The sequence below is a fragment of the Bacillus sp. VT 712 genome (assembly GCF_001614195.1).
In the GTDB taxonomy this organism is placed as follows: domain Bacteria; phylum Bacillota; class Bacilli; order Bacillales; family Bacillaceae_H; genus Priestia; species Priestia flexa.
Window position 1 is genome coordinate 59451 of the sequence record NZ_LWBK01000017.1, and the last position, 25376, is coordinate 84826.

The 25376-nt window shown below is 37.8% G+C and carries 26 protein-coding genes; 7 read left to right on the plus strand and 19 right to left on the minus strand.

The features are described from left to right. Positions 1-33: 33 nt before the first annotated feature. Positions 34-1599: a PAS domain-containing sensor histidine kinase gene (locus A2U94_RS10470; protein WP_025908292.1), complete on the plus strand. Its 1566-nt coding sequence runs from the start codon at positions 34-36 to the stop codon at positions 1597-1599. Between the two features lie 16 nt (positions 1600-1615). Here A2U94_RS10470 and A2U94_RS10475 read toward each other — a convergent pair whose 3' ends face one another. Both A2U94_RS10475 and A2U94_RS21515 read right to left on the minus strand, forming a co-directional pair. Then, positions 1616-2101, minus strand: a complete 486-nt coding sequence (locus A2U94_RS10475) for a metal-dependent hydrolase (protein WP_025908291.1) — start codon at positions 2099-2101, stop codon at positions 1616-1618. A 114-nt stretch (positions 2102-2215) separates the two neighbouring features. Next, a complete protein-coding gene (locus A2U94_RS21515; protein WP_175384187.1) occupies positions 2216-2383 on the minus strand; it encodes a hypothetical protein in 168 nt (55 codons plus the stop codon). Positions 2384-2516: 133 nt separating this feature from the next. Here A2U94_RS21515 and A2U94_RS10480 point away from each other — a divergent pair, with 133 nt between their 5' ends. Both A2U94_RS10480 and A2U94_RS10485 read left to right on the plus strand, forming a co-directional pair. Continuing rightward, entirely contained in the window at positions 2517-2747 is a 231-nt protein-coding gene (locus tag A2U94_RS10480; RefSeq protein ID WP_025908290.1) for a hypothetical protein, read from the plus strand. A gap of 110 nt (positions 2748-2857) precedes the next feature. Then, complete coding sequence (locus A2U94_RS10485; protein WP_025908289.1) at positions 2858-4312, plus strand: carbon starvation CstA family protein; 1455 nt, start codon at positions 2858-2860, stop codon at positions 4310-4312. Between the two features lie 52 nt (positions 4313-4364). On the opposite strand, the gene A2U94_RS10490 is transcribed toward A2U94_RS10485, so the two are convergent. The 4 genes from A2U94_RS10490 to gabT form a co-directional block, all read right to left on the minus strand. Next, positions 4365-5789 carry an NAD-dependent succinate-semialdehyde dehydrogenase gene (locus A2U94_RS10490; protein ID WP_025908288.1) on the minus strand — a complete coding sequence of 475 codons (1425 nt, stop codon included), beginning with the start codon at positions 5787-5789 and terminating at the stop codon, positions 4365-4367. 14 nt (positions 5790-5803) lie between these two features. Next, complete coding sequence (locus tag A2U94_RS10495; RefSeq protein ID WP_025908287.1) at positions 5804-7228, minus strand: APC family permease; 1425 nt, start codon at positions 7226-7228, stop codon at positions 5804-5806. Then, positions 7212-8594, minus strand: coding sequence for a sigma-54 interaction domain-containing protein (locus tag A2U94_RS10500; RefSeq protein ID WP_025908286.1), 1383 nt, complete (start codon positions 8592-8594; stop codon positions 7212-7214). Before A2U94_RS10500 ends, A2U94_RS10495 begins: the two co-directional genes overlap by 17 nt. Positions 8595-8721: 127 nt before the next feature. Then, entirely contained in the window at positions 8722-10077 is a 1356-nt protein-coding gene (gabT, locus tag A2U94_RS10505; protein WP_035320142.1) for a 4-aminobutyrate--2-oxoglutarate transaminase, read from the minus strand. 259 nt (positions 10078-10336) lie between these two features. On the opposite strand from gabT, the gene A2U94_RS10510 reads away from it, so the two are divergent. Continuing rightward, a complete protein-coding gene (locus tag A2U94_RS10510) occupies positions 10337-10765 on the plus strand; it encodes a DUF2621 domain-containing protein (protein ID WP_025908284.1) in 429 nt (142 codons plus the stop codon). 30 nt (positions 10766-10795) lie between these two features. On the opposite strand, the gene A2U94_RS10515 is transcribed toward A2U94_RS10510, so the two are convergent. The 4 genes from A2U94_RS10515 to A2U94_RS10530 all read right to left on the minus strand — a co-directional run bounded on the left by A2U94_RS10515 (position 10796) and on the right by A2U94_RS10530 (position 13541). Then, positions 10796-11299, minus strand: coding sequence for a CcdC family protein (locus A2U94_RS10515; RefSeq protein WP_035320141.1), 504 nt, complete (start codon positions 11297-11299; stop codon positions 10796-10798). Between the two features lie 49 nt (positions 11300-11348). Beyond that, complete coding sequence (locus A2U94_RS10520) at positions 11349-11912, minus strand: DUF2179 domain-containing protein (RefSeq protein ID WP_025908282.1); 564 nt, start codon at positions 11910-11912, stop codon at positions 11349-11351. 442 nt (positions 11913-12354) lie between these two features. Then, positions 12355-12714: a response regulator gene (locus A2U94_RS10525; RefSeq protein ID WP_025908280.1), complete on the minus strand. Its 360-nt coding sequence runs from the start codon at positions 12712-12714 to the stop codon at positions 12355-12357. A gap of 119 nt (positions 12715-12833) precedes the next feature. Further along, the gene (locus A2U94_RS10530; protein ID WP_025908279.1) at positions 12834-13541 is read right to left on the minus strand and encodes a cytochrome c biogenesis CcdA family protein; all 708 of its coding nucleotides are present in this window, start codon (positions 13539-13541) and stop codon (positions 12834-12836) included. Between the two features lie 130 nt (positions 13542-13671). Here A2U94_RS10530 and A2U94_RS20640 point away from each other — a divergent pair, with 130 nt between their 5' ends. After that, the gene (locus A2U94_RS20640; RefSeq protein WP_076512718.1) at positions 13672-13848 is read left to right on the plus strand and encodes an aspartyl-phosphate phosphatase Spo0E family protein; all 177 of its coding nucleotides are present in this window, start codon (positions 13672-13674) and stop codon (positions 13846-13848) included. A gap of 12 nt (positions 13849-13860) precedes the next feature. Here the strand turns inward: A2U94_RS20640 and A2U94_RS10535 are convergent, their stop codons facing one another. From A2U94_RS10535 to yneA, 8 genes are all read right to left on the minus strand, one after another. Next, on the minus strand, positions 13861-15621 hold the full coding sequence (locus A2U94_RS10535) for an ABC transporter ATP-binding protein (protein ID WP_374699985.1): 1761 nt from the start codon (positions 15619-15621) through the stop codon (positions 13861-13863). Further along, a complete protein-coding gene (locus A2U94_RS10540) occupies positions 15611-17377 on the minus strand; it encodes an ABC transporter transmembrane domain-containing protein (RefSeq protein ID WP_025908277.1) in 1767 nt (588 codons plus the stop codon). Before A2U94_RS10540 ends, A2U94_RS10535 begins: the two co-directional genes overlap by 11 nt. A gap of 233 nt (positions 17378-17610) precedes the next feature. Then, the gene (locus A2U94_RS10545; RefSeq protein WP_025908276.1) at positions 17611-17823 is read right to left on the minus strand and encodes a YneF family protein; all 213 of its coding nucleotides are present in this window, start codon (positions 17821-17823) and stop codon (positions 17611-17613) included. 90 nt (positions 17824-17913) lie between these two features. After that, on the minus strand, positions 17914-18354 hold the full coding sequence (gene sirA / locus A2U94_RS10550) for a sporulation inhibitor of replication protein SirA (protein WP_025908275.1): 441 nt from the start codon (positions 18352-18354) through the stop codon (positions 17914-17916). 388 nt (positions 18355-18742) lie between these two features. Continuing rightward, complete coding sequence (gene tkt, locus A2U94_RS10560) at positions 18743-20749, minus strand: transketolase (protein ID WP_025908273.1); 2007 nt, start codon at positions 20747-20749, stop codon at positions 18743-18745. 180 nt (positions 20750-20929) lie between these two features. Next, on the minus strand, positions 20930-21160 hold the full coding sequence (locus A2U94_RS10565; protein WP_025908272.1) for a DUF896 domain-containing protein: 231 nt from the start codon (positions 21158-21160) through the stop codon (positions 20930-20932). 61 nt (positions 21161-21221) lie between these two features. Beyond that, positions 21222-21893: a YneB family resolvase-like protein gene (locus A2U94_RS10570; RefSeq protein WP_025908271.1), complete on the minus strand. Its 672-nt coding sequence runs from the start codon at positions 21891-21893 to the stop codon at positions 21222-21224. Positions 21894-21968: 75 nt separating this feature from the next. After that, positions 21969-22304 carry a cell division suppressor protein YneA gene (yneA, locus tag A2U94_RS10575; protein WP_025908270.1) on the minus strand — a complete coding sequence of 112 codons (336 nt, stop codon included), beginning with the start codon at positions 22302-22304 and terminating at the stop codon, positions 21969-21971. 144 nt (positions 22305-22448) lie between these two features. On the opposite strand from yneA, the gene lexA reads away from it, so the two are divergent. Further along, a complete protein-coding gene (gene lexA, locus A2U94_RS10580; RefSeq protein WP_025908269.1) occupies positions 22449-23069 on the plus strand; it encodes a transcriptional repressor LexA in 621 nt (206 codons plus the stop codon). Between the two features lie 106 nt (positions 23070-23175). Then, complete coding sequence (locus A2U94_RS10585) at positions 23176-24633, plus strand: magnesium transporter CorA family protein (RefSeq protein WP_025908268.1); 1458 nt, start codon at positions 23176-23178, stop codon at positions 24631-24633. Between the two features lie 237 nt (positions 24634-24870). Here A2U94_RS10585 and A2U94_RS10590 read toward each other — a convergent pair whose 3' ends face one another. After that, positions 24871-25086, minus strand: coding sequence for a peptidoglycan-binding domain-containing protein (locus A2U94_RS10590; protein WP_062954521.1), 216 nt, complete (start codon positions 25084-25086; stop codon positions 24871-24873). Positions 25087-25376 lie beyond the last annotated feature (290 nt).

A 25376-nucleotide genomic window follows, 5' to 3' on the forward strand; every position in this document is an offset into this window, starting at 1 on the left:
ATATTTTACCTTACGGAAGATTGGAGTGATTCTATGCCTGTTTGTTCATCTTGCGGTTATCAAGAAGAATATAATTTTTGCAGAATGTGTGGTACACCTGTAAAATATCAATTTAACGAAAACCAAGTGTTATCTTTTCATCAGCTAAAAGATCGAATCATTACAGATAATATGCGAGATTTAATCACCGTTGTGGACCAGCATGGGCATTTAATTTATAACTCCCCTTCTCATTTATCCGTATTAGGTTATTTACCAACAGAAGAAGGACAGTCTTTAAACTTTAGCGTAATACATCCTGATGATATAGATCAGATACGACATAAATTAAATCAAGTGTTTTCATTAAAAGTTGAAATGAGTGCAGAATATCGTTTACTAAAAGACGACGGCTCTTATATTTGGGTTGAAGGGCGAGGGATTCCATCTGTAAAAGATAATCAAGTAACCTACGTTGTTATTACCGCTCGTGATATTCAAGCTCGTAAAGAAGCGGAAGAGCATTTAAAGCAAAGTGAAATTCGCCATCGCTTAATTCTCTCTCACACGCACGATTTAATTTGCGTAGTCGGAATCGATGGTTGCTATGAATATGCTTCACCCTCTTACCAGTACACACTCGGCCTTCTTCCTTGTTCCTTAATTGGGAAGGATGTACTTCTTCATGTACATGAAGATGATCATACAAAAGTAGCAACCGGAATTGAAAACATGAAGTTAACAAAAACAGCAAGTACTTTTCATTATCGAAATCTACATGCTAATGGCACTTCTATTTTGCTTGAAGGAAAAGGCGTACCTATTGTTAATGATGGAAAAGTTGAAGGTTTTGTGTTCGTCTCTCGTGATATAACAGAACAGCGAAAGCTTGAAGAAATGATGAGAAATGCTGAAAAATTATCAGCAATTGGGGAATTAGCTGCAAGTATTGCTCATGAAATTAGAAATCCTTTAACCACGATTAAAGGTTTCTTACAACTGTTTAGTGAAGAATATCAAAGTGCTCAGGATATTGCTTATCGTCGCATGATGCAAAGTGAAATTGATCAAATTGAACAAATTGTAAATGAATTTATGAGTTTAGCCAAACAAGAAGTTCGACCTTACGAGCCCATTGATTTACTTGCTTTATTGAAAGATGTGACAAAACGCTTCTCCCAAGCTTTTATACACCAAGGCATTAAAGTGGTTTATGAATACAATACTGCTCACGGTAACTTTGTCATTCATGGACAACCCCATCAATTAAAGCTGGTATTTATACATGTCATTCAAAATGCAATTGATGCGATGCCTCTTGGAGGACAAATTACGGTCTCTTTTAACAAGATAAATCAACAGCACGTTACTATTCAAATTATGGACAATGGTTGTGGCATGGATGCTGATCGAATAAAAAAAATTGGTCAACCTTTTTATACAACAAAAGAGCACGGCGTTGGATTAGGCTTAACTATTTGTAATAAGGTTATACTTGAGCATAAAGGTACACTTAGCGTAACAAGCATGCTTCAAGAAGGTACAACAATTGACGTTATATTACCGATTACACATGTTGAAGCCAATTCTATCTTAATGTTAAAAACCCCGACTAGTTAAGTCGGGGTTTTTAACATTAAAACAGCTGAGAATATAAGCTATATTTGTACAAGAAATAAATGATAAGACCTATTGCTATGTAAAAGATAAGCTGTTCTGAAGGTTTCCCTGTTTCGTATGTGAGAGGCGATTTTATTTTCTTTCGTACAATGGGCCAAAATAAAGGCACACCTCTTTTTGAAAAGAAGTCGCCTATTACATGAAAGATATAGCCACACGCTATCCCAAACAACCATTCATATGAATATAGCTGATATAAATAAAAAATAAGTCCACAAACAAGAAGTGAATGTGTAATTCCACGATGCCCAAAAATGCTTTTAATTACTTTTGCAAGCCCAAACGATCTTCGTCCAACGTATGAGTTTGGCTCATCGATATCGGGGAGCAATGATCCAATGGCTATGCCTACGACGTATGGAAAAGTAAAAGCGACATCTGTCTGAATCGCTACTCCTGCACCGGCAGCAATCGATGTTGCAATATGTGTATGGTATCTCAATTTTGCCACCTTCTTTCTTATTCAATTTATGAACGAAAACTCAAAAACAGATACATACGTTCGCTCATGGTTAACTATAAGTGAAGGTGGCAAAATTGTCAAAGAAATCTCAAACTATGACACTTGCATACCGATTAAACCTACAGCCATGACTAAGAAGCCAATCAGTGCGCGCTTTCCATTTTGCTTTGCTTGTCCACTTTTATTAATGATGGCATACACAAATGTACAAGCATACAGTGCAAAAGTTAAAAATCCTAGTATTGTGACGTACATAAACATGTTTTTTCTCCTTTATCACCAGTGTATCCTTTTAGGATAGCTTCTTCGAAATAGAAAATCTAGCCTTTAGACAAAACTCATTTTATTTTTCTCATTCAACATGGTCATACTACTTAAAAAGGAGGAATAAAAAATGCATACAGAACAATTGCAGGATGTCTTTGACTACTATGGATTACAACCTTTATATCATAAATTTGAGTACTCGTTTAAAGCAATGGGACTATTTCAATCTATCCCCCATCATATGATTGAAGACTTTTTGGATACTTACTCTTGTGAAACATTTGATACTTTTTCCTTTGAAGAGTTTTGTTTTTTGTTTTTAGACTTTAAACATTACGTTCAAGATGATTCTTCTTAGGATCTGTCTTTTTACTAAATTTGACTAAAAGGTCCTTTTTCTTTTAATAACTTTCTAGTATACTAAGTTTAAGAAACCGTTTTCACAACACTTAGTAAAGGACTGATACGATGATTACATTTTTACTTTCGTTTGTGCTATTACTCATTGGGTATTCGACTTATGGAAAAGTAGTCGAGCGCGTATTTGGAGTGAAAGATTCTCGACCAACTCCTGCCTATGCAATGAAAGATGGCATTGACTACGTACCGATGAATAATAAGAAGAATTCTTTAATTCAACTATTAAATATTGCCGGTGTTGGTCCAATTTTCGGACCTATTATGGGAGCGCTTTATGGTCCCGTAGCGTTTGTTTGGATTGTAATTGGAGCAATCTTTGCAGGTGCTGTACATGATTATTTAACTGGTATGATTTCCATTCGAAACCGTGGTGCTCATATTCCTGAATTAGCTGGAAAATTTTTAGGAACTTTTTCAAAACACATTGTAAACGTTTTCTCGATTTTACTACTCATTTTAGTCGGAACTGTATTTATTACATCACCAGCGGCTTTAATCAATGACTTAGCCAATGGAACCATTCCGCTGACTATCATTATCTTTGCTATTTTCGTTTATTATATTCTTTCTACAATTTTACCGATTGATAAAATTATTGGACGTATTTATCCAATCTTTGGTGCATTTCTAATTATCAGCGCAGTTGGTGTAGGAGCCATGCTTGTTGTAACAGGGGCACCTATTCCAGAGTTAACGTTTACAAATATGCATCCTGATAACATTCCAATTTTCCCACTCTTATTTTTAACGATTTCTTGTGGTGCATTATCAGGCTTTCACGCCACGCAATCACCAATTATTTCACGTACATTGCAAAATGAAAAATCCGGGCGCAAAATTTTCTACGGTATGATGATTGCAGAAGCTGCAATTGCAATGATTTGGGCTGCGGCAGCTATGAGTTTGTTTGATGGTCGTGATTTAAATAGTATTATTAACAGTGGTGGCCCAGCAGCCATTGTATCTGAAGTATCAACGTTGATGCTTGGTGCAATTGGGGGTACGCTTGCTATTATCGGAGTCATTATTTTGCCTATTACATCAGGCGATACGGCTTTCCGCTCCGCTCGTATGATCATCGCTGATTATCTGAATTTTTCGCAAATTAAGTTGCCGAATCGTTTAATCATCGCTGCACCTTTATTTGTTATTGCATTTATCTTAACTAAAATTGATTTCACGTTGTTATGGCGCTACTTCTCATGGGCTAACCAGTCAACAGCAGTCATTGCCCTATGGATCGCATCGATGTATCTCATTGTAAAAGGGGCTAATCATTGGATTTCAACGATTCCAGCATTGTTTATGACGATGGCAACGACAACTTATATTATGAATGCACCAATCGGATTTAATTTACCAATAACCGTATCTTATATAATTGCATTTGCAGTAAGCATTATCTTTTTATTTTTATTCTTTAAAAAGGCAAAACAAAATATCGCAAGCGGCTTGGAAATTGACTATACACATCCAAAGTCACCCAATCAAGCAGCTGGATAACAAAAAGGTAGCTCCCATATTTTCTGGGAGCTACCTTTTTTCACTTGTTAAATTAAAGTCCTAATGAGATGTATTTTACTTCTAAGTATTCCTCAATTCCAAAGTGGCTTCCTTCTCTACCAAGTCCACTTTCTTTAAAGCCACCAAACGGAGCTTGTGGTGTTGATGGCAGGCCATCATTTAACCCCACAATTCCATATTCAAGAGCTTCTGCAATACGGATTGCTTCTGAGATATTTTCAGTAAATACGTATGCTGCTAAACCAAATGGTGAATTATTCGCACGACGAATTACTTCTGCTTCATCTCGATAAGTAGCGATTGGAGCGATTGGTCCAAACGTTTCTTCATACATACAAAGCATTTCATCTGTAGCGCCTTTGACAACAGTTGGCTCTACAAACAAACCACTTCCTTTTGTTAAAACAGATCCACCAGTGACAACATCTCCACCTTTTTCTACTGCGTCATCTAACTGCTTCTGAACTTTTTCTAACGCTTTTTCGTCGATTAGCGGTCCAATATCTGTTCCTTCTTCTAAACCGTTACCAATCTTTAGCTGTGAAACTGCTTGTGCAAATTGCTTTGTAAACTCCTCTGCAACTTTTTCGTGCACATAAATACGGTTCGTACATACGCATGTTTGACCAGCATTGCGGAATTTAGATGCGATAGCATTTGTTACTGCTTTATCTAAATCTGCGCTTTCTGTTACGATAAACGGTGCATGTCCACCAAGCTCAAGTGATACTTTTTTCATTGTATCTGCTGCGCCTTTCATCAATAGCTTTCCAACAGCTGTTGAACCTGTAAATGACAGTTTACGAACACGACCATCTTCCATCCAAGCTTCACCAATTGATTTCGCATCTCCGGCAACGACGTTAATTACTCCTTTTGGAATACCTGCTTCCGTTGCTAATTCAGCTAAGCGTAATGCAGTTAAAGGAGTTTGTTCAGCTGGCTTAATGACAGCCGTACAACCTGCCGCCAAAGCAGGAGCAACTTTACGTGTGATCATTGCAGCAGGAAAGTTCCAAGGCGTAATAGCCGCCATTACACCAACTGGTTGTTTATGAACAAATAAGCGCTTGTTCGGAGCTGATGCCGGAATTGTTTCACCGTATATTCGCTTACCTTCCTCTGCATACCATGATACAAATCCGTTCGCATATCCAATTTCACCTTTTGCTTCTTTTAATGGTTTTCCTTGCTCAATTGTCATTGTTTCAGCTAATTCGTCGGTATACTCTTCAATTAGCTGATGCCATTTCATTAATAATTTTCCGCGTTCTTCTGCTGTTTTCTTGGACCATTCTAAAAATGCTTCGTATGCTGCATCTGCTGCCAATTTTGCTTCTTTAGCCCCACCTTTGGCAACTGAAGCTACCACTTCATTTGTAGCTGGATTCACAACGTCGAACGTTTCAGACGTTTTTACCCACTCACCGTTAATATATAGATTTGCTTGTTTCATGAATGATCACTCCTTTAATTAATTTTCGCATCAACCGAGCTGTCGGTATCGTTTACTTGTATTTCTTCGTCATTGCTATGATAAACCCCTTTGTTCATCTTAATAAAGAAATATGCTCCGATAAGCGTCCAGCCTAGTACCATAATCCACTCATACGGCCAAATAAGAGCAGCTGGCATTCCAGGCATATATAATGCAATGAATCCAATGCTAAAGATGACTCCTAACCAACCGATAAAAGTTGTTTTTCCTGCTTTAAATGGACGATCCATTTGCGGTTCTTTTTTACGTAAAGCTACAAACGATAACGCAACCATTAAGTAAGCTATAACGATTCCTAATCCACCTGCATCTACAATCCATACAAGTGCAGGTCTGCCCAATAATGGAGCAAACACTGCTAATGCCCCTAAAAAAATGACCGCATTGGAAGGTGTATTATATTTAGGATGAAGGCGACCAAACCATGCTGGCAACATTCCATCTTGGGCCATCGCATAAATAACACGGCTTCCCCCGATAATAAATGCGTTCCAACTCGTCACAATTCCTGCAATACCGCCAATGATCAAAATTTTCCCGAATAATGGTGAATTAAATGCTGCCGCCATCGCATCAGCAGTTGCTAATTGCGAAATTTCTAGAGCGCCTTTATCTAATGCCATCCCTACGCCCAAAGCAATAAACATATAAAATACAATTGCAGCACTTACAGAAATAATTAAAATCTTACCAATTTCTCTTGCCGGTAAATTAGCTTCTTCTGCTACTTGAGGAATAACATCAAAACCAACGAATAAGAACGGTACCATGACTAGTACGGTCATGATGCCACCTGCTCCCCCAATAAATAATGGGTCCAAGTTCTTTGTATCTCCGTTAATTCCTGACCCAAAAATTAAAAGAATACCAATACCAACAATTGCGACTGTTAGTACAACCTGTAAAAAGGCCGCTGTTTTGAGACCAAAATAGTTGATGGCTGTTAAAATAATGGCTCCTACACTTCCAACTAATACCCACGTTAAGTAAACATCCCAGCCGTTTATTGTCCATAAATATCCTGTTTGATAATTAGGAATTAAGTAGTCTAGAACCGTAGGAAGCGCTACTGCTTCAAACGTTACTACAGATACATACCCTAAAACGATTGCCCATGAACCTACAAACGAAGCCTTTTTTCCAAGGCCTCTTTTTACAAATACATGCTCTCCGCCTACCTTTGGCATAGCTGATGCTAATTCAGCATAAGTAAGTCCTACAAAAATAACGAGTAATCCTCCAACTAAAAAAGCAATTAACGTTCCTAATGACCCAGCCGAATTTAGCCAAGTACCTGATAGTACGACCCAACCCCAGCCTAACATGGCTCCAATAGCTAAACATAATACATCGAATTTTGATAACACCTTATCCAATTGCTTAGGTTGCTTGCTCATCTCCTTCATCCATCCCCTCTAGATACTTCCTTATTTTTCGATTCGCTTGTGACTGACTAATCCCTAATTGCTCTGCAACTTTGTAAGAAGATTCGTACTTTTCATAAGCTTCGACCACCATTTTTCTCTCTATTTCTTCTACGACTTCTGGCAATGTACGATTGTGTTTATGAACTGAAAAGTCCTGTTCGAATGGTAAATCTTTTAGCGTTACTACATTGTCACTTGTAACGACAAGACGTTCAATCATATTTTCAACTTCTCGCACATTCCCCTTCCACTCCTGTCTACTAAACGCATCCAATGCTTTTGGTGAAAGCTCCACTTTGCGGTCATACACTGCATTAAAATGATTTAAAAACTGATAGACCAGCGGTAAAATATCTTCTGCCCGTTCACGTAAAGGAGGAATTGTGATGGGGACTACATTCAAACGATAATATAAGTCTCTTCGAAATAACCCTTTGTCCACCATCGCCTCCAAATCTTGATTGGTTGCAGCAATAATGCGCACATCTACTGGAATTGTTTTACTTGAACCGACAGGCCGAATGGTGCGGTCTTGAAGCACATGAAGCAATTTACTTTGTGCTTGTAACGATAGTTCACCAACTTCATCTAAAAACAAGGTTCCTCCGTTTGATAGCTCGATAATACCTTTTTTCCCTTCACGAAACGCTCCTGTAAATGTTCCACCTTGATAACCGAACAGCTCCGATTCAATTAGCTGATCTGGTAAAGCAGCACAGTTAATTTCATAATAAGGAGCACTCTTTCTAACACTTAGCTGCTGAATTAATTTTGCCACCCTACTCTTTCCAACACCCGTTTCTCCAAGTAAAAGAACGGTTGTATGAACAGAAGCAATTCGTTGAACAATAGCAAACACTTTCTTCATTGCTTTGCTATTGGTAACAATGCCCTCTAGCTCTACAGAATCAGACATCTCTTTTTGGTAACTCTCCAGCTGCTCTTCCATCTGTTCTACTTTATTTTTCAACTGCATTAAATCCGTTAAATCACGGGAATAGCTAATGACGCTTTTCAACTGCTTACTTTCATCAAAAACGGGACGAGTCCGAACATGCAAATACCTACCTGAACTTGTTTTTTGCACAAGTTCTAGCGATGTATTGGATTCAATTACCTGAAGCGTCGCCGAGGGATAAAAAATCCCCATTTCTTGAAGCTCCTTTACGTGCTTTCCAATAAACTCTTCCGCTTTCAGATGGTAATTTTTTTCACACTGTGAATTTACCATCACGACATAACCTTGCGCATCCGTAACAAAAACTTCATCAAAGGATGACTCAAAGATATCGTAAAGTTCTTGATTCATATAAGACATATTCTCGCTGTTGCTCATTAACTAAATCACCTTTTCATCAAAAATAGTATTCATTCATTTTATCAGAAAAGTTTGGTAACGAAAATGGTACTTCTATTAAGAGACAAAGGACAAGCGGGTGGCCCTTGTCTCACCATTCTTATTTTTATACATTCACGAGTTGTTGTACACTTGCAGCTAACGATTCTTCCACAATTTGCAGCCCTTCTTCAAGCTGTTCATCCGTGATGACAATCGGCATTAAGAAGCGAAGTACGTTGCCATAAACCCCTGCACTTAGCAACAATAACCCTCTTTTATTTGCTTCTTGCACAACTTTTTGCGTTAATTCTTTATTTGGCTCTTTTTTAACACGATCTTTTACTAATTCTACGGCGCACATTGATCCAAGACCGCGGATATCGCCAATTACATCATAGCTTTCGCTTAACTTTTCAAAGCGTGCGCGCACAATTTCTCCAAGAACATCACTGCGCTCGTTTAGCCCTTCTTCTTCAATAATATCTAATACAGCTAACGCTGCTTCACAGCCTAAAGGACTTCCGCTATACGTTCCACCAAGTTCCCCAGGATTAGATTCGTCCATAATTTCAGCTCGGCCAATAACGCCACTAATTGGTACGCCAGCACCTAATGATTTTGATACTGTGATCAAATCCGGCTCAACATCAAAGTGCTCAATTCCAAAATAACGACCTGTTCGTGCAAAACCGGCTTGAATTTCATCTGAAACAAATAAAATTCCATTCTCTTTACATACGTTATATACTTCCTGAACGAAGCGCTTGCCAGGAACGATAAAGCCACCTTCTCCTTGAATTGGTTCCATAACTACTGCTGCTACTGTTTCAGGTGCTACTTCATTATTCAAGAAGTTTTTAAACTCTGAAATGATATAGTCCTCATAAGCTTCTTCAGTTAACCCCTCTGGTCTACGGTATGCATAAGGATAAGGAGCTTTGTATACCTCTGGAGCAAATGGTCCGAACTCAAACTTATACGGTTTTACCTTGCTTGTCATCGTCATTGTCATTAATGTACGTCCATGGAAACCACGAGTAAACGAAATGATGCCTTGACGTTTTGTATATTTACGAGCAATTTTCACAGCATTTTCCACTGCTTCAGCACCGCTGTTTAACAATAATACTTTTTTATCAAAGTTTCCTGGTGCAATAGCTGCTAATCGTTCACACAATGCTACGTATGATTCATACATCACTACATTAAAACCTGTGTGGATGAATCGATCAACTTGCTTATGAAGCGCTTCTTTTACTTTTGGATGTCCATGACCGACATTAATTGTTCCGATAGCACCAACAAAATCGATAAACGTATTGCCGTCAACATCTGTTACTAAAGCACCTTCTGCCTTTTCAGCAAATGTTGGAATACCGTAACTCACACCTTTTGGCACAGCTTTATGTCTACGCTCTAATAGTTGTTTTGCATTTTTACCCGGAAAGTTTTTATCTACCTGACTGAATTGTCTGCTCATTATAATCTTCCTTTCACTAGTTAATTTCCTCACTCTTTTAATATGCAAGAAGCGTGCCAACTCTAAAAGTTTAATTTTTTCGACATTTCTGAACAATTTTCTTTTTCTATATAAGTCACAAATGACTCAATCAAGTCATTTGTGACTTATATAGACTTTTTATTCTTCTAAACTAGCTGTTGCCACGTTTATCCACTCCTCGCTATAATAAAGACAAAAGCTATATATTGCTAAGAGCATAATACATAGGGGGGATAAAATGCTTGAGGGATGGTTTTTGTGGTTCATTGTACTATGGGTTGTCATATTGGTTAGCTTGTTTGCAATCGGTGGCTTTTTTATGTTTCGAAAATTTTTAAAGCGGTTACCAAAAGAAGATGGAAAGTCAATTCTTGATTGGCAAGACTATTACTTAGAGCAAACGATTCACTTGTGGTCTAATGAACAAAAACAGTTATTGGAAACGCTTGTACAACCTGTTCCTGAGCTATTTCGCGACGTAGCTAGGCAAAAAATCGCCGGTAAAATCGGTGAACTTGCACTTCAAGAGCAAGCCGCAAGTATTACGGAAGATTTAATTATTCGAGGATACATTACGGCAACTCCAAAACGAGATCATAAGTTTTTGTTAAAAACATTAAAAGCTCAACGTATCGATCATTCTCCGTATCAACATTTATTTGAATAGACAAAAAAGGTGTCCCGTATGGACACCTTTTTAAATCATTTTATTCATCAAGTTGTGCTGCAGCTGTTGCTCAAGTTTTTTATACGAACGATACATCGCAATGCGCCATGGCACAATCATACCGAACGCTAAAATCCAAAACATCCCCCCAAGAGCGCCTACATCGATTGTTGAGCTTAAATATAGTTTCATGACAACCCGAATGAGTAACAATGCAATAATAATAAAGGTAAACGCTTTTGACTGTTTTAAATAAATATCATCATCACGCACTTCAAACTTTGATGTTTTTATTAGAAATAATGAAAAGAACAGGCCAACTATCAAAGCCTCTAAAAATTCAGCTCCAGTCACTCGAAAAACTGGAAAAATAAACATCAACGCTCCCGTACTCATAAAAAAAGGTGGTAAAATGATTTTTTTAGCATTTACCGGCTTTTCAGATGCTTTCATCCTCATAAAAATAATGAATGAACCCATTAAAACAGCAAAAATCGTGGAAGCATAAATCAAAGTAACCCCTTCTTTACTCATAGTATACTTCCTATTATAAAACAACTGCAAAAGAATGTGAAATCTTGTCTTACTTTAAATGCGAAGGGTCATTTTTCGGTTTCTGCTTAGATTTTACTTTTTGCTTTTTCATTGCTTTTAATAAGAATCCGCCTTTAAATTTACGAGGCTCGTACGAAATAATAAATGCTCTAGGTTCATATTCTTCTATAAAATCTAATAGCTCTTCTTCACGACTTCTTTTTGTTAAAATATCTAAACGATAACGTGCGCTATCTCTTCCTTCACCTTGATAGACCGTAACTCCAAAACCTTCTTGACGAAGGCGGTTAATTAGCTCTTCATTCTTTGTCATTAAATTCACTAAAAATGTCGTATAGCCAATCGCTAAGCGTGACTCAATATATCCACCTAATATAATACCAGCACCAAATCCAACAGCATATACAATCATAGCTACAATGCTTTGGTCACCTGAAAAGACGAGGGATAAACCAAATACATATACTAATGCTTCTAAAAAACCAAAAGCCGAGGCGTACATACTCATTCCTTTTACTAGGAAAATCGTTCGCAACGTTAAGATTGGTACATAAACTAGTTGCAAAATCAATATTAATATAATCTCTTTCACTTCTACACCTCTTTTAAAATACAAATTTCACGGTTTCATTGTATCACTCTCTATATCGTTAAGGAATACATAAAAATAAATTTTTATTAACAAAAAAAGAGTTTGGGACATAACAAAATGATGGCTTCTAAAAGACGAACACTAGCTGTTCCCATCTCTTTGGTTTGTCTCAACACGTTCGTTCCATTGCGCTACGGCCACTCGCTTTCCGCGGGGAGGAACCTGAGCTTCCTCGCTGCGCTACGGGATCTCAGTTTTCCCTCTCTTTCCCGCAGGAGTCGAGTGTCCTACGCTCCATTCCACCCTGTTTCCAACATTGTTTTCGCAATCAACAAAAAACCTGAACGATTAAAAGTTATGAACTCTCAATCGTTCAGGTATAGTAAGGACTGAACTACTTACGTCTCAGTCTCCTTCAATTTAATTAACTATTGTTTTTTTACTAGTTTAGCAAGCGCTTCATAGCTTCTAACACTGACGACTCCTCAAAAGGTTTTACAATAAAATCTTTTGCACCAGCCTCAATGGCTTCAACAACCATTTTTTGTTGTCCCATCGCAGAACACATAATAATTTTTGCATTCGGATCAACTCGCTTGATGGCTTTAACCGCTTCAATTCCATTTAGCTCCGGCATTGTAATATCCATCGTTATAACATCAGGTTGAAGGTCATGAAATTTTTCGATGGCTTCTTTACCTGTTTCCGCTTCTCCAACTACGTGGTAACCAGCATTCTCCATAATACTTCTTAACGTTGCTCTCATAAACTTTGCGTCATCTACAATTAGTATTCTTGACAATTATAGCCCTCCGTCTTCCCCTATCTACCTCTGGTCTTTTCCAACGAAACGAAATAGGACTTTTTACTTATTACTTTATCAACGATTCCAACTTTTTTCAAGCCACACCACTTCGTTATCTAGAACCCTGTAAAGCCTCCAAAGATGCTCGTTGTATAAATAATAATCTTGGTCATCCAGTCAAAATATAAAATGATTCCCATTCCAATCATTGCATATCCACCAGCGGTCATCATTGCTTTCATATGACGCTTTATCCAGTTCATTTTACCTATAAAAAACGACATGATAAAAAATGGAATTGAAAACCCTAGCGAATAAGCAATCATGTAGAGCATAGCTGAGCTAGGATTAGTAGCTGCTAGAGCCATAACAGATACAAGAATAGGTCCTGTACATGGCGTCCACCCTGCAGCAAAAGCCATTCCGATAAGAGAAGAACCTAACAAACCTGTAGGTCGATTAGAAAACTGTACTTTGCGATCTTTCATTAAAAACTTCGGCTTAAAGACTCCAACTGTTACAAGCCCTAAAAACACAATGAGTATGGCCCCCACTTGACGAATTAAATCTCCATAGTTCGCAAATAAACTTCCAATAAAAGAAGTGCCAAAACCAATTGCAATAAAGATTAAACAAAAGCCTAGTAGAAAAAAGGTCGTATGTAAAAGAGCTTTGCGCTGATGTACGTTTTTCCCTTCTTTCAGATCCCCTACTGAGACACCTGTAATATACGATAAAAAAGCCGGATACAGCGGTAGACAGCATGGTGAAATAAACGATAAAAATCCTGCTCCAAATGCTAAAAATAAATTCACATCAGCCATTTCTGATTCACTCCATTTGTTTAGAATCTGTTACCATTTTGTCATCAAAATGACTCATCTATTCCTTTTCAAAAAGTGCCATTATCTTGTATAATTAGGTAAAAGTTTTATTGAGAAGGGACCAGTTCTATTGCTGAAACAAAATATATTGTTAGAGATTGAAAAGAAGCGTGAAGAGCTGATTCGGGTCGTTCGAGTTAGTGGATTAAATTCTCCCCCTGCTATTAAGCATAGTCAAGAATTAGATCATCTACTAAACATCTATAATAACACTCCTTCACAGCACTCCGACACAACTTCTACTTAAGAAGTTGTTTTTTTATATCTCTCCACCAGCCTTTCCTTGATGGTTCTGGAGTCGATACATGCTGTAATAAAGACCTTGCTTTTCTAACAGTTCTGCATGAGTACCTCTTTCTACAATTTCACCTTTATGTAGCACTAGGATAGCGTCTGCATGTTGAATAGTAGACAATCGATGAGCGATTGCCACCGTTGTCCTATTTCTCTTCATCTTCGCTAAAACAGCTTGAATAGCATCTTCTGTCTCTGTATCAATATGTGCTGTTGCTTCATCTAGAACTAGTATTTTTGGTTTACGTACCATTGTGCGAGCAAATGATAAGAGTTGACGCTGGCCGCTTGACAATGTTGCCCCCCTTTCAACAAGCACTTCATTATAGCTTTTCGGTAAATCTTCAATAAAAGGTGTTGCCTGTACGAATCTCAGCGCTTCTCGTACATCTTCTTCTAAAATTAAAGGATCATGAAGAGAGATATTTGCTTTAACCGTATCAGCAAAAATAAATGAATCTTGTAATACCAAACCAATTCTTCTTCTAATTTCTTCTTCACTATACGTTTGAAGGGGCTGACCATCAATTAGGATTTCACCTTGCTTTGGCGTATAAAATCCTAGAAGAAGATTAATGATTGAGCTTTTACCACTGCCTGTATGTCCCACTAACGCTACCGTTTGACCTTCTTTTATTAAAAAGGAAATATTTGATAGAACGTTTGTCTTTCCATCATAAGAAAAGGTAACTCCTCTAAATTCTATCATACCTCGTTTAATTGTAGCTTGTGAGTCTTTCATAAAAGACGGTGCTTTTTCACCTTCGTTCATTAATTCAAATACTCGCTTTGAAGCGACCATGGCTTGTTGGTACATTGAAAGGCGCTGCATCATTTCATTAACTGGCTGAAAAAAGCGCTCCAAATAGTTTACAAAAGCATATAACACCCCCACTTCTACTGGGCTATCTAAAACTGATATACCAAAGTAGCTAAGTACGCCAATAATTGCAAGAACATATAATACGTCAACTGCTGGCCTTAAAAGTAAGCCGTCTAACTTTAAATTACGTACACCAGCTTGGTAATGTGATTCGTTAATATCTCCAAATTCACGTCTTAGACGCTTTTCTTGTCTAAATACCTGAACAATCCCCATACCTTGTAACGATTCGTGAATCTTTGCATTGAGCTGGCTGAGCTTTTCTCTTAACTGTGTATAATAAATCCCACTAAAATGCTGATATGTTTTCATTAATACGAAAATGAATGGTAAAAGCGCTAAGCAATAAAGTGCTAACTTCATATCTAAAATGAACATGGCTATAAAAATACCAATTAAAAAGACACCATTTTGAATAAATACCGCAATCACTTCGACAAACATTTCCTTAATTGCTTCCGTGTCGTTTGTGATTCGTGAAACTAGACTACCCGTTGGCGTTCGGTCAAAGTAGCGGAGCCCAAGCTTATGTACATGTGAAAACACGTCAATTCTTATTTGCTGAATAATGTTTAAAGCAATTCCCTGAAACTTGAGCTGCTGAAAGTATTGAATAACGACCTTGATCATGTTCAAACTTATATAGCCAACTCCTAATAAAAGGAGCGGCTCTACAGGAAAGTAACGCTCTGTTAAATACGTATCAATAAACACTTTAATAAGCATGGGACCTAATAAATCCGCTGTGGTGGCCACCAACAATAAACAAAATGCAAGCGCAAAGGATTTGCGATGGGGAACTGCGTATCTTACTAACCGCCTTAATACTTGTTTATTTTTCATGATATTCATAGCCTCCAGCTTCCACAATCTCTTCTAGCTGCTGCCTTGTATACATCTCTTGATACCACCCGTGTTCTTTTAAAAGTTCTTCATGCCTTCCCCGCTGAATGATTCGCCCACCTTTAATGACCAAAATCAAATCTGCATGTGCAACTGCACTCAGGCGATGAGTAGTAATAACCGTTGTTTTATTGCGGCGGTGCTGCTTTAAAGATTTCAAAATAAGGGCTTCAGTTTTCCCATCAACTGCTGAAAGCGAGTCATCTAAAAAAAGCATTTGAGGATCTTGTAATAGTGCACGCGCAATCGACAATCGTTGTTTTTGTCCACCTGATAAAGAAACCCCTTTTTCTCCTACAATGGTTTCATATCCATCTGTAAAGCACGTGATATCTTCATGAACATGTGCCAATTGTGCCACTCGCTCTATATCCGAATGGGAAGCATTTTGGTTTGAAAAGGCAATATTTTCTCCTACTGTCGTTGAAAATAAGAAATGATCCTGGGGAACGTAACCAATACTATTATATAAAGAATCAAAGCTATAAGATTTAATGCTATGTTGATCAAAATAAATATCTCCAACCGTTAAATCGAATTCACGAATAAGAAGCTTTAGTAAAGTTGTTTTTCCAGCTCCTGTTTTTCCTACAATTCCAAGCGTTTGGCCTTCCTGTAAGGAAAAGTGGATATCTTTAAGAACTGCTTCATCTGTACCCGGATACACAAAGCGGTCAATTTGTACCGTAATCGCTCCATTAGGGCGTTTTGTAATAGGTTTCTCACTTTCAACAATCTCATTTTTTTCTTGTAGTAGAGCAAAAACTCGATCATATGAAGCCCTTCCTCTTTCTACGATATTGAAAAGCCAACCAAACGCTAGCATCGGCCACACTAACAACCCAAGGTACGTAGTAAATGTAACTAGTTCTCCTAACGTGATCTCATTGCTTACGACCATTCGTGATCCAAAAATAAGAGCAAATAAAAAAGACCAGCTCACAATAAAAGAAATCGTAGGGTCAAATAAAGAATCAATTCTCGCTACTTTCATATTCTTTTGAACAACATCAGCTGATTGTCTCGTAAACATATCGACTTCTGAGGTTTCTTTTCCAAACGTTTTTACAACTTTTACACCCGTTATACTTTCTTGCACCTTATCGTTTAATGAAGAAAAAGCCGCTTGTGCTTCTCCAAACCGTTGATGTAACATTGTGCCATATTTATTCGTTAGCCAGGCCATTAAAGGCATGGGTAATAAGCTAATTAGCGTTAGCTTCCAGCTGATTGTTACAGCCATTGTTATTAAAACAACACTGCCCGTAATAACAGAATCCGCAAATGTTAAAACGCCAATTCCCGCTGTTTGTTGAATAGCTTGAATATCATTCGTTGCGTGAGCCATCAGGTCACCCGTACTTTTACTTTGATAAAATGTTTGATTCATTTTCGTGAAGTGTTCATACAACGTATTGCGCATTTGTCGTGCCAGCTTAACAGCAGCACCAAAAATCATAACTCGCCATATGTATCTCATACCATATGAGCCGACAGCGGCTGCCCCTAACAAGAGCACCATCTGAAGGAGCTTTTCTTTTGATAAACTTCCTTTTTCAATAGCATCAACTGCCCACCCAATAACACGAGGTGGCACTAGCTGAAGTAAAGCAACCGCTATCAAAAGTAAAATCCCTATGATATACGCTCTCTTTTCTTGCTTAAAAAACCATCCCAAATCACGAAATATATTCATAACCCCACCACCACCCCTGTTTTTTCTATATTTTCTAACAATTCAAATATTATATCACTTACATATTTTAACACAATCACATACTATCGTCAGTACATACTTATATTATATACGCGTAAGCAGTTAAAGCTCTTTATAACGCAACGATATTTGCGTTATCCCTTTCCCTCTTACAAATACTTAGTGTACAAAAAAGACACCCTTTAAGCTGAGAGTGTCTGTCCAATTAACCGTTATTTAATTTGGCTGTTCATCGCTTTCATCATTTGGTTAATCTTCTTCTGTGATGGTTTCATGCCCATTTGCATCATCATCATTTTTAACATTTGTTCATTAATTGGTGGATTTTTCTTAAAGTAGCTCATCATGTATTTACGAGCAATGAAAAATCCTAGCGCTACCCCAGCAAGCAATGCTAGAATACCAACTAGAATATATGGCCACATACTACAACTTCCTCCTTCGTGTTGTCTACCTTACAGTGTACTAAATCATTCGCCAATATACAATATTTCCAGACTAATTTCCTTAAATAATTACACATATTTTCTTGTTTTAACAGGCCTTAGCCATCCGTACTCTTCTGTCCCGTAATTAATTGCTAGATAGCACGCATCAAGCTTTCGCAGCACTTCAAAGAAAGCGGTCTCTGCATCAACATTTCCATCTCCTTCAATCGTTATACATCGACTATTTATTTTCAGCGAAGCCCGGCTTTTTTTGTGTGGGTATTCTAAAACAAAATGATCATTGTGTATAAAGAAGTGAGGGTATTGAGAAAATATTTGAAGTATCGCGCGCTGAATATATGAAATAGCAAGGGGTCTTGTAATGTATTCAACCTGCTTTTGAAGATAGTGATCTTCTAAGCCTCTCTTCATTTTATAATCCACAAATAGTTGAAAAACAAGCTTCTCTCTTTGAAAATATGCTTTTGCTACTTCGTCTTCCATTAAATATACTTCATATGTTCTCATACTTCTCCTCCTTACTTTCGCCTTTTTATTTTTTTATTATAGCTTGTCCACATTGCAATGGTTGTCTATTGATGCAAAAATTCTTTTGTTTTTTTGTCGAAACAAAAAGAGTTTGGGACATAACAAAATGATTGCTTCTAAGAGACGAACAATAGCCGTTCCCATCTTTTTGGTTTGTCTGAACACGTTCGTTCCATTGCGCTGCGGGATCTCCGTTTTCCCTCTCTTTCCCGCAGGAGTCGAGTGTCCTACGCTCCATTCCCCCCCCTGTTTCCAACATTGTTTTCACAATCAAACAAAAAACCTGAACGATTAAAAGTGAGAGACTCTCAATCGTTCAGGTTTATCATTGGCTGAATTATTTATGTCCCAGCCTCTTTTTTATCAATTATGCATTTAACATGCTTTTTACTCTTGCTACAACGTTATCAACTGTAAAGCCAAATTCCCTCATAATTATTTCACCAGGAGCAGAAGCACCGAAATGGTTAATGCCAAGAACTTGACCTTCGTCACCTACATAGCGCTCCCAACCTAATGTCGAAGCCATTTCAATACCTAAGCGCTTCTTCACTGATTTTGGAATAACACTTTCTTTGTACTCAGCTGACTGCTTCTCGAAGCGATCCCATGATGGCATGCTGACAACAGCTACTGAAACACCTTCTGCTTCAAGTGCTTTTTGTGCTTCTACTGCTAAGCTTACTTCAGAACCAGTTGCAAGTAGAAGTGCATCCGCCTGTTCTTTACCTGCTTTTGATACAACGTAAGCCCCTTTTGAAACACCTTCATAAGCAGTTTCACTCGTACCTTCAAGAGTCGGTAAGTTTTGACGAGTTAACACAAGCGCTGTTGGCGTATCTGTAGACTCTAATGATAAGCGCCATGCTGCAGCCGTTTCGTTAGCGTCTGCTGGACGAATAACTGATAGACCAGGCATTGCGCGTAATGAAGGTAATTGCTCGATTGGCTCATGTGTTGGACCATCTTCACCAACTGCAATACTGTCATGCGTAAATACATACGTAACAGGTAGCTTCATTAATGCTGCTAGACGAATTGCTGGACGTAGGTAATCAGAGAATACGAAGAACGTACCGCCGAATACTTTTACACCACCATGAAGAGCCATACCGTTAAGCGCTGCGCCCATTGCAAATTCACGAACACCAAACCAGATGTTGCGTCCACTGTAATCTTTTGCAGTAAAGTCTTCTGCACCTTTGATCATTGTTTTGTTTGAACCAGCAAGGTCTGCTGAACCACCAAAGAATTGAGGAACAGCTTGTGCTACTGCGTTTAATACTTCACCTGATGAAGCACGAGTTGCTAAGCTTGAACCAGTTTCATATACAGGTAATTGTTGTTCCCAACCTTCTGGAAGTTTACCTTGTACAGCTAATTCAAATTGAGCTGCTAGCTCAGGATGTTTTTCTTTATACTGAGCAAAAACGTCGTTCCATTCTTTTTCTTTCTTTGCACCTTCATCAGCAATCGTTGCTTTAAAGTGTGCATAAACTTCTTCTGGCACATAGAAATCTTCTTCAAACGTCCAGCTATACGCTTCTTTTGTTAATTTTGTTTCATCTGCACCTAGTGGCGCACCGTGAACACCTGATGTTCCCGCATGGTTTGGAGAACCATAACCAATTGTTGTTTTTACTTCAATTAAAGTTGGACGAGAAAGATCTTCTTTAGCTGCTTCGATTGCACTTGAAAGCTCTGCTAAGTCATTTCCATCTTCTACGCGAATTACTTGCCATCCGTAAGCTTTGAAACGATCTTCTACGTTTTCAGAGAATGAACGGTCTAAATCTCCGTCTAATGAGATGTCGTTTGAATCATAAAGCACGACAAGGCGACCTAATTTTAAGTGCGCTGCTAGTGAAGCTGCTTCAGCTGATACACCTTCCATTAAGTCTCCGTCACCACAAATACCGTATGTAAAGTGATCAACGATTTCAAGTCCCTCTTTATTATATGTTTCGGCTAAATGACGCTCAGCCATCGCTTTACCAACTGCCATTGCAATTCCTTGTCCTAATGGACCAGTTGTTGCATCAACACCTGCTGTGTGACCATACTCTGGATGACCTGGTGTTTTACTTCCCCATTGACGGAAGTTTTTTAAATCGTCAATTGATAGGTCATAGCCTGCTAAGTGTAATAAGCTATATAGAAGTGCTGAACCATGTCCTGCTGATAAAACAAAGCGATCACGGTTAAACCAATCTGGATTTGATGGGTTAATATTCATAAACTTTGTCCATAGCGTGTACGCCATTGGAGCTGCTCCCATTGGCATACCTGGGTGACCTGAATTTGCTTTTTCAATAGCATCAATTGATAAAGTACGAATTGTTGCAATTGAAAGATCTTCAATACGTTGTGTCATAACTCTTCATTCCTTTCAAAACTATGTATATATGTAATCATACTAATGATTAACGATTTTGTACAATATTTGATTCGTTTTTTTTCGTACTTTTACATTTTTCGTTTCCAAACGCAAAAATATACAAAAAAACTAGAGAAACTCATTTCCCTAGTTTTTGCACCACAGCAAACCATCGCCTTAGTGTAGACGCTTCTTTTTGCTATCTTTCAGTTTTTTAGGGGTTACGTCATTCCCTTTTTCATCAACAACTTTAATCGTATGAAGATGATTTGTCATTGATTGACGGAACGTTTGTAAATATTCTTTACGAAGCTCTTGCTGTTCTTGTGCTTCAGCTTCTGTTAAACCTTCCGCCTTTGATTTTTTAGATAGTTGATTGATTCGTGCCATTTTATCTTTAGACAACATTTTGTCAGAACTCCTCGCTTTTTAATACAGTTTAAACCATAATACAATACTACACATCTTACTAAATCTCTTGTTTTTTAGCAAGAAGCTCGCCTTGGTCGTCGCAGTACTCCTGATAGCGACGGTGTACAGTTGCTTTTGATACCTTATAACCAAAGCCTTTTAGCGTGACAGCAATTTCTGCAAATGTTAAGCCATTATTACGTAGTTGTACAATTTCTTCTATGGGAACTTCCTTTCGTTCTCTACCTGAGTTTACATGCTGGTTTTTCAAATTATGCTCCGGGTGATACCCATTGGCAACTGCTCTTTTCATACCTCGTTTAATTTTTGCATTATGTAATTTTCTTTGATGTTCTTCCACCAAGCTAATGATGTTTAACAACATGGAATCAGCTTCTGATAGCTGTAGCTGTCCCTGATGACTAATCGTGTAAATTGCTACTTTCTCTTTATTTAACGCGTGCAGTAAAGCAATCCTTGCATTTCCACGCCCCAGTCGTGTTTCATCCTGAATAAGCAGGGTAGAAACGTCTTCTGCTTTTAATAATTCTAAGACTTCTAATATTCCTTCTCGGTCAACTTCATAGCCGCTCGCTTTTTCAGAAATAACTTCACAAACTGTAAAATTATGCATCGTAGCAAGTTGCATTAACTCTTCTTCCTGCCTCTTTAACGATGTCTCTTGGGCTTCTTTATCCGTACTTACTCGACAATAGATAACTGCTTTCATCTTTCTAGCTCCCTTTCTTCATTTCCAAACACTAAAACCCCTACCATCGTTCAGTAGAGGACTCGTAGCTCTAGTTCACTTATCAAAAGCAATCTGATGATCACTTGCTAAATCAGATTTCAATACCGGAATATATAACTGATCTCCCGGAGAAAGCGACTGTGTAGATGGAACAGTTAGCTCATTCATATTTTGGACCCATTCTACAAATTCATTTGGTGATAAATTATGATGCTTACTATATTCTTGGGATAATTCCCAAATAGTGTCACCCTTTGCAATAGTAACAGTTGTATATTTTTCTAACTCCACTCTATCTGCTCCTAATAGCAACGTCAAGACATATGTAAGTGCGGCGATAACCACAAAAAAGGTAGTATAATGTTTAATAGATTCTATTAATGGTCTCATTTCAAATCCCCCTCAGAATGTATGTTCTCATTTTATTGCGAACATCCGTTTCTGTCAATGGGTTTTTTCGAACTTATGTTTGTATATTATATATAGCCATGATATAATTTATAGCAAAGAATAGCTAAAAATGAGGTGAAATGTATGAAGCTATCAAAACGTCAACAAGAAATACTAGATTTCATTAAGCATGAAGTGAAATTAAAAGGATATCCCCCATCTGTTCGCGAAATTGGTGAAGCAGTTGGTTTAGCATCTAGTTCAACAGTTCACGGGCACTTAGCTCGTTTAGAAAGTAAAGGTCTAATTCGTAGAGACCCCACAAAACCAAGAGCAATTGAAGTTCTTCAAGCAGAGGCCGATGTAAGCATTCCACAAAGTGCAGTTATAAATGTTCCTGTTATCGGTAAAGTTACGGCAGGCTTTCCAATTACTGCAATTGAAAATGTAGAAGAATACTTTCCGTTACCTGACAAGTACGCCTCTCCAGATGAGCAAGTATTTATGTTAGAAATTATGGGAGAAAGTATGATTGAAGCCGGTATACTAGATGGAGATATGGTCATTGTTCGCCAACAGCAAACAGCTAATAACGGCGATATTGTTGTAGCAATGACGGAAGACAACGAAGCAACTGTCAAACGTTTCTTTAAAGAAGATAATTTCGTTCGCTTACAGCCAGAAAACTCCACAATGGCACCTATTATCTTACGTCATGTAACTATTTTAGGAAAAGTCATTGGAGTATATCGCTCCATTCATTAAGAAAAACCAGCTGCAACCCAGCTGGTTTTTTATGTTTTTTTTTGGTCAAATATAGGTATATTACTTAAAGAGCAATAATGAAAAGCATAAGGGAGGGAATTTCTCAGTGGATAAGTGGCAAGCAATGAACTCTCCTTTTCAAGATATTACACCGAATCGTGCAATAAACATGTTCTTGTTTCCTTTTTCTTTTAACCGAAAAGAGAAAAAAGATTTAGTTTCAGCTCTTTATGAGCATGAATTTGACTTTTTTTCTCTAGAGAATACAGATTTAGAAAAGAAATTTTATAGCAAAGACTATTTTGTTTCCCACGCTAGCCTTGATCAATACTTTCTTCCTTATATCGAATGTATTCTCTTTCCTCAATCACCAAAAGAAACAGGGCTCATTCGATTTTCAAAAAAGGTGAATCAAGAAATTACATTTGAAACAAAAGCGTCAACAATTCTAAGTGAAGTTTTGTCTATTGATATTTTTTTATGCCCATTTGAAATCGGTGTAATGACGATTCGTATCGAAGTAAAGGGAAACCATTATTCGTACGATGACGTCATTGAGTTTATGAATCATTTTCGCGTATTAGAGCCTAAATTAGCTGAAGAGCACGGAGCGACCATTACATACAAAAATAAAACCTATGATAAAGTACAAGATTATATTTTTTCAAACTTAACACCGTTTCTAAAACCTTACATTGAGCAAGAAACACAGCACAGCAAACATTTTGGAAGCCTGCCTTATTTTATTGATGAACGGATGTACGTACTAAGTTACGTAACCGTCAACAATGAACAGCCTATTAGCAGTGGCACCTTATTTCGAACTGGACAACTGAACAGCTATGATACTGGCGGTAAACCATTTATTTCAGCTAGAAACCAAGAATATATTGATGAATACAATGATCAACACGTCTACAAGCGATGGACGCCCGAAACATACTATGTTGTAACAGACCACGTTTTTTCTTGTATTTCACATTCAGCCGATGAAGAGACGAATCAAATGTTAATGAATCACCTATTTGGTCAGCACTACTATAATCTATTTTTACATTTCTTTTATAAAATTGTACTGTTGAAACTATCTTATCAATATTCGCAGCTTACATTTAAAAAAGACCAAAACGCTATTGAGCGACTCATCCGCTCTATCACACTCTTTTCAGGTAAGTACTTGTTTTTAGAAATCAGTTCTCGAACGGAAGGACAAGAATTTTCTAGACTTTTCAAAAAGACCTTTCACATTGATTCACTCTACCAAGAAGTGAAGGAAACACTTGGGACTTTATATCAAAATCAAGAAAAAATTGCAGGGAAACGTCATAATTATCTACTGTTGATTTTGACCATCTATACTGTGCTATCCGGTATTTACGGAATGAATTTAGTTATTGAAAGCTGGAATAAAAACCTAAGCTGGAGCGCAATAAAAGATTATTCATTGTTTGAGTACATCGCCTTTATCGTTGCTTTGTCAGGAATTACAATTAGCATTAGCTTAGGAATAAATGCTTTATATAAACTAATTAAAGACCGTCTTCAAAAAGAGACTGAGACATAAGTAGTTCAGCCTCTACTACACCTGAACGATTGAGAGTTCATAACTTTTAATCGTTCAGGTTTTTTGGTTGATTGTGAAAACAATGTTGGAAACAGGGTGGAATGGAACGTAGGACACTCGACTCCTGCGGGAAAGAGAGGGAAAACTGAGATCCCGCAGCGCAATGGAACGAACGTGTTCAGACGAACCAAAGAGATGGGAACAGCTAGTGTTCGTCTTTTAGAAGCAATCATTTTGTTATGTCCCAGCCTCTTTTCCTTTCATCACTTCTTCTAATTTTAATCGAACGTTCGGTCCGTAAATTCCATCCACTTCTTTTGGCAAATAGACTTTTTGAAAGCGAGCAACAGCATTAGCTGTATTGGCTCCATAAATTCCGTCTATTCCATGATTAGGAGCGAACTTATTGGGATAAAAGTAAACGGAAGCAAGCGCTTTTTGGAGTACAAACACTTCTTCTCCTCTCGCTCCCTTTTTTAACATGCCTTTAGGTAGAGAGTAAGCCCGTAATCAAACAACGCATATAAAACATCAGGCACCTCCGGTACGATAAATGTATCAATCAAAGGAGGTGCCATTATGTCTACAAACAAATTAACCATTGTTCCCGTCAAACTCGATCCTATTCCAGTTGAAATTTCTTCGAATCATTCTCTCCAATACACTGCTGAGCCAAGTTGTGTAATTAAAACCGCTGTGGCTGAAATTTCCTTCTTCAATGGCGTAGATGAGCGCATTATCCA

Coding starts and splice junctions, on each gene's coding strand:
- A2U94_RS10470 (WP_025908292.1), top strand. CDS start 34: ATGCCTGTTTGTTCATCTTGCGGTTATCAAGAAGAATATAATTTTTGC.
- A2U94_RS21515 (WP_175384187.1), bottom strand. CDS start 2,383: ATGTTTATGTACGTCACAATACTAGGATTTTTAACTTTTGCACTGTAT.
- A2U94_RS10480 (WP_025908290.1), top strand. CDS start 2,517: ATGCATACAGAACAATTGCAGGATGTCTTTGACTACTATGGATTACAA.
- A2U94_RS10485 (WP_025908289.1), top strand. CDS start 2,858: ATGATTACATTTTTACTTTCGTTTGTGCTATTACTCATTGGGTATTCG.
- A2U94_RS10490 (WP_025908288.1), bottom strand. CDS start 5,789: ATGAAACAAGCAAATCTATATATTAACGGTGAGTGGGTAAAAACGTCT.
- A2U94_RS10495 (WP_025908287.1), bottom strand. CDS start 7,228: ATGAGCAAGCAACCTAAGCAATTGGATAAGGTGTTATCAAAATTCGAT.
- A2U94_RS10500 (WP_025908286.1), bottom strand. CDS start 8,594: ATGAGCAACAGCGAGAATATGTCTTATATGAATCAAGAACTTTACGAT.
- gabT (WP_035320142.1), bottom strand. CDS start 10,077: ATGAGCAGACAATTCAGTCAGGTAGATAAAAACTTTCCGGGTAAAAAT.
- A2U94_RS10510 (WP_025908284.1), top strand. CDS start 10,337: ATGCTTGAGGGATGGTTTTTGTGGTTCATTGTACTATGGGTTGTCATA.
- A2U94_RS10515 (WP_035320141.1), bottom strand. CDS start 11,299: ATGAGTAAAGAAGGGGTTACTTTGATTTATGCTTCCACGATTTTTGCT.
- A2U94_RS10530 (WP_025908279.1), bottom strand. CDS start 13,541: ATGGCTGATGTGAATTTATTTTTAGCATTTGGAGCAGGATTTTTATCG.
- A2U94_RS10535 (WP_374699985.1), bottom strand. CDS start 15,621: ATGAAAAATAAACAAGTATTAAGGCGGTTAGTAAGATACGCAGTTCCC.
- A2U94_RS10540 (WP_025908277.1), bottom strand. CDS start 17,377: ATGAATATATTTCGTGATTTGGGATGGTTTTTTAAGCAAGAAAAGAGA.
- A2U94_RS10545 (WP_025908276.1), bottom strand. CDS start 17,823: ATGTGGCCATATATTCTAGTTGGTATTCTAGCATTGCTTGCTGGGGTA.
- sirA (WP_025908275.1), bottom strand. CDS start 18,354: ATGAGAACATATGAAGTATATTTAATGGAAGACGAAGTAGCAAAAGCA.
- tkt (WP_025908273.1), bottom strand. CDS start 20,749: ATGACACAACGTATTGAAGATCTTTCAATTGCAACAATTCGTACTTTA.
- A2U94_RS10565 (WP_025908272.1), bottom strand. CDS start 21,160: ATGTTGTCTAAAGATAAAATGGCACGAATCAATCAACTATCTAAAAAA.
- A2U94_RS10570 (WP_025908271.1), bottom strand. CDS start 21,893: ATGAAAGCAGTTATCTATTGTCGAGTAAGTACGGATAAAGAAGCCCAA.
- yneA (WP_025908270.1), bottom strand. CDS start 22,304: ATGAGACCATTAATAGAATCTATTAAACATTATACTACCTTTTTTGTG.
- lexA (WP_025908269.1), top strand. CDS start 22,449: ATGAAGCTATCAAAACGTCAACAAGAAATACTAGATTTCATTAAGCAT.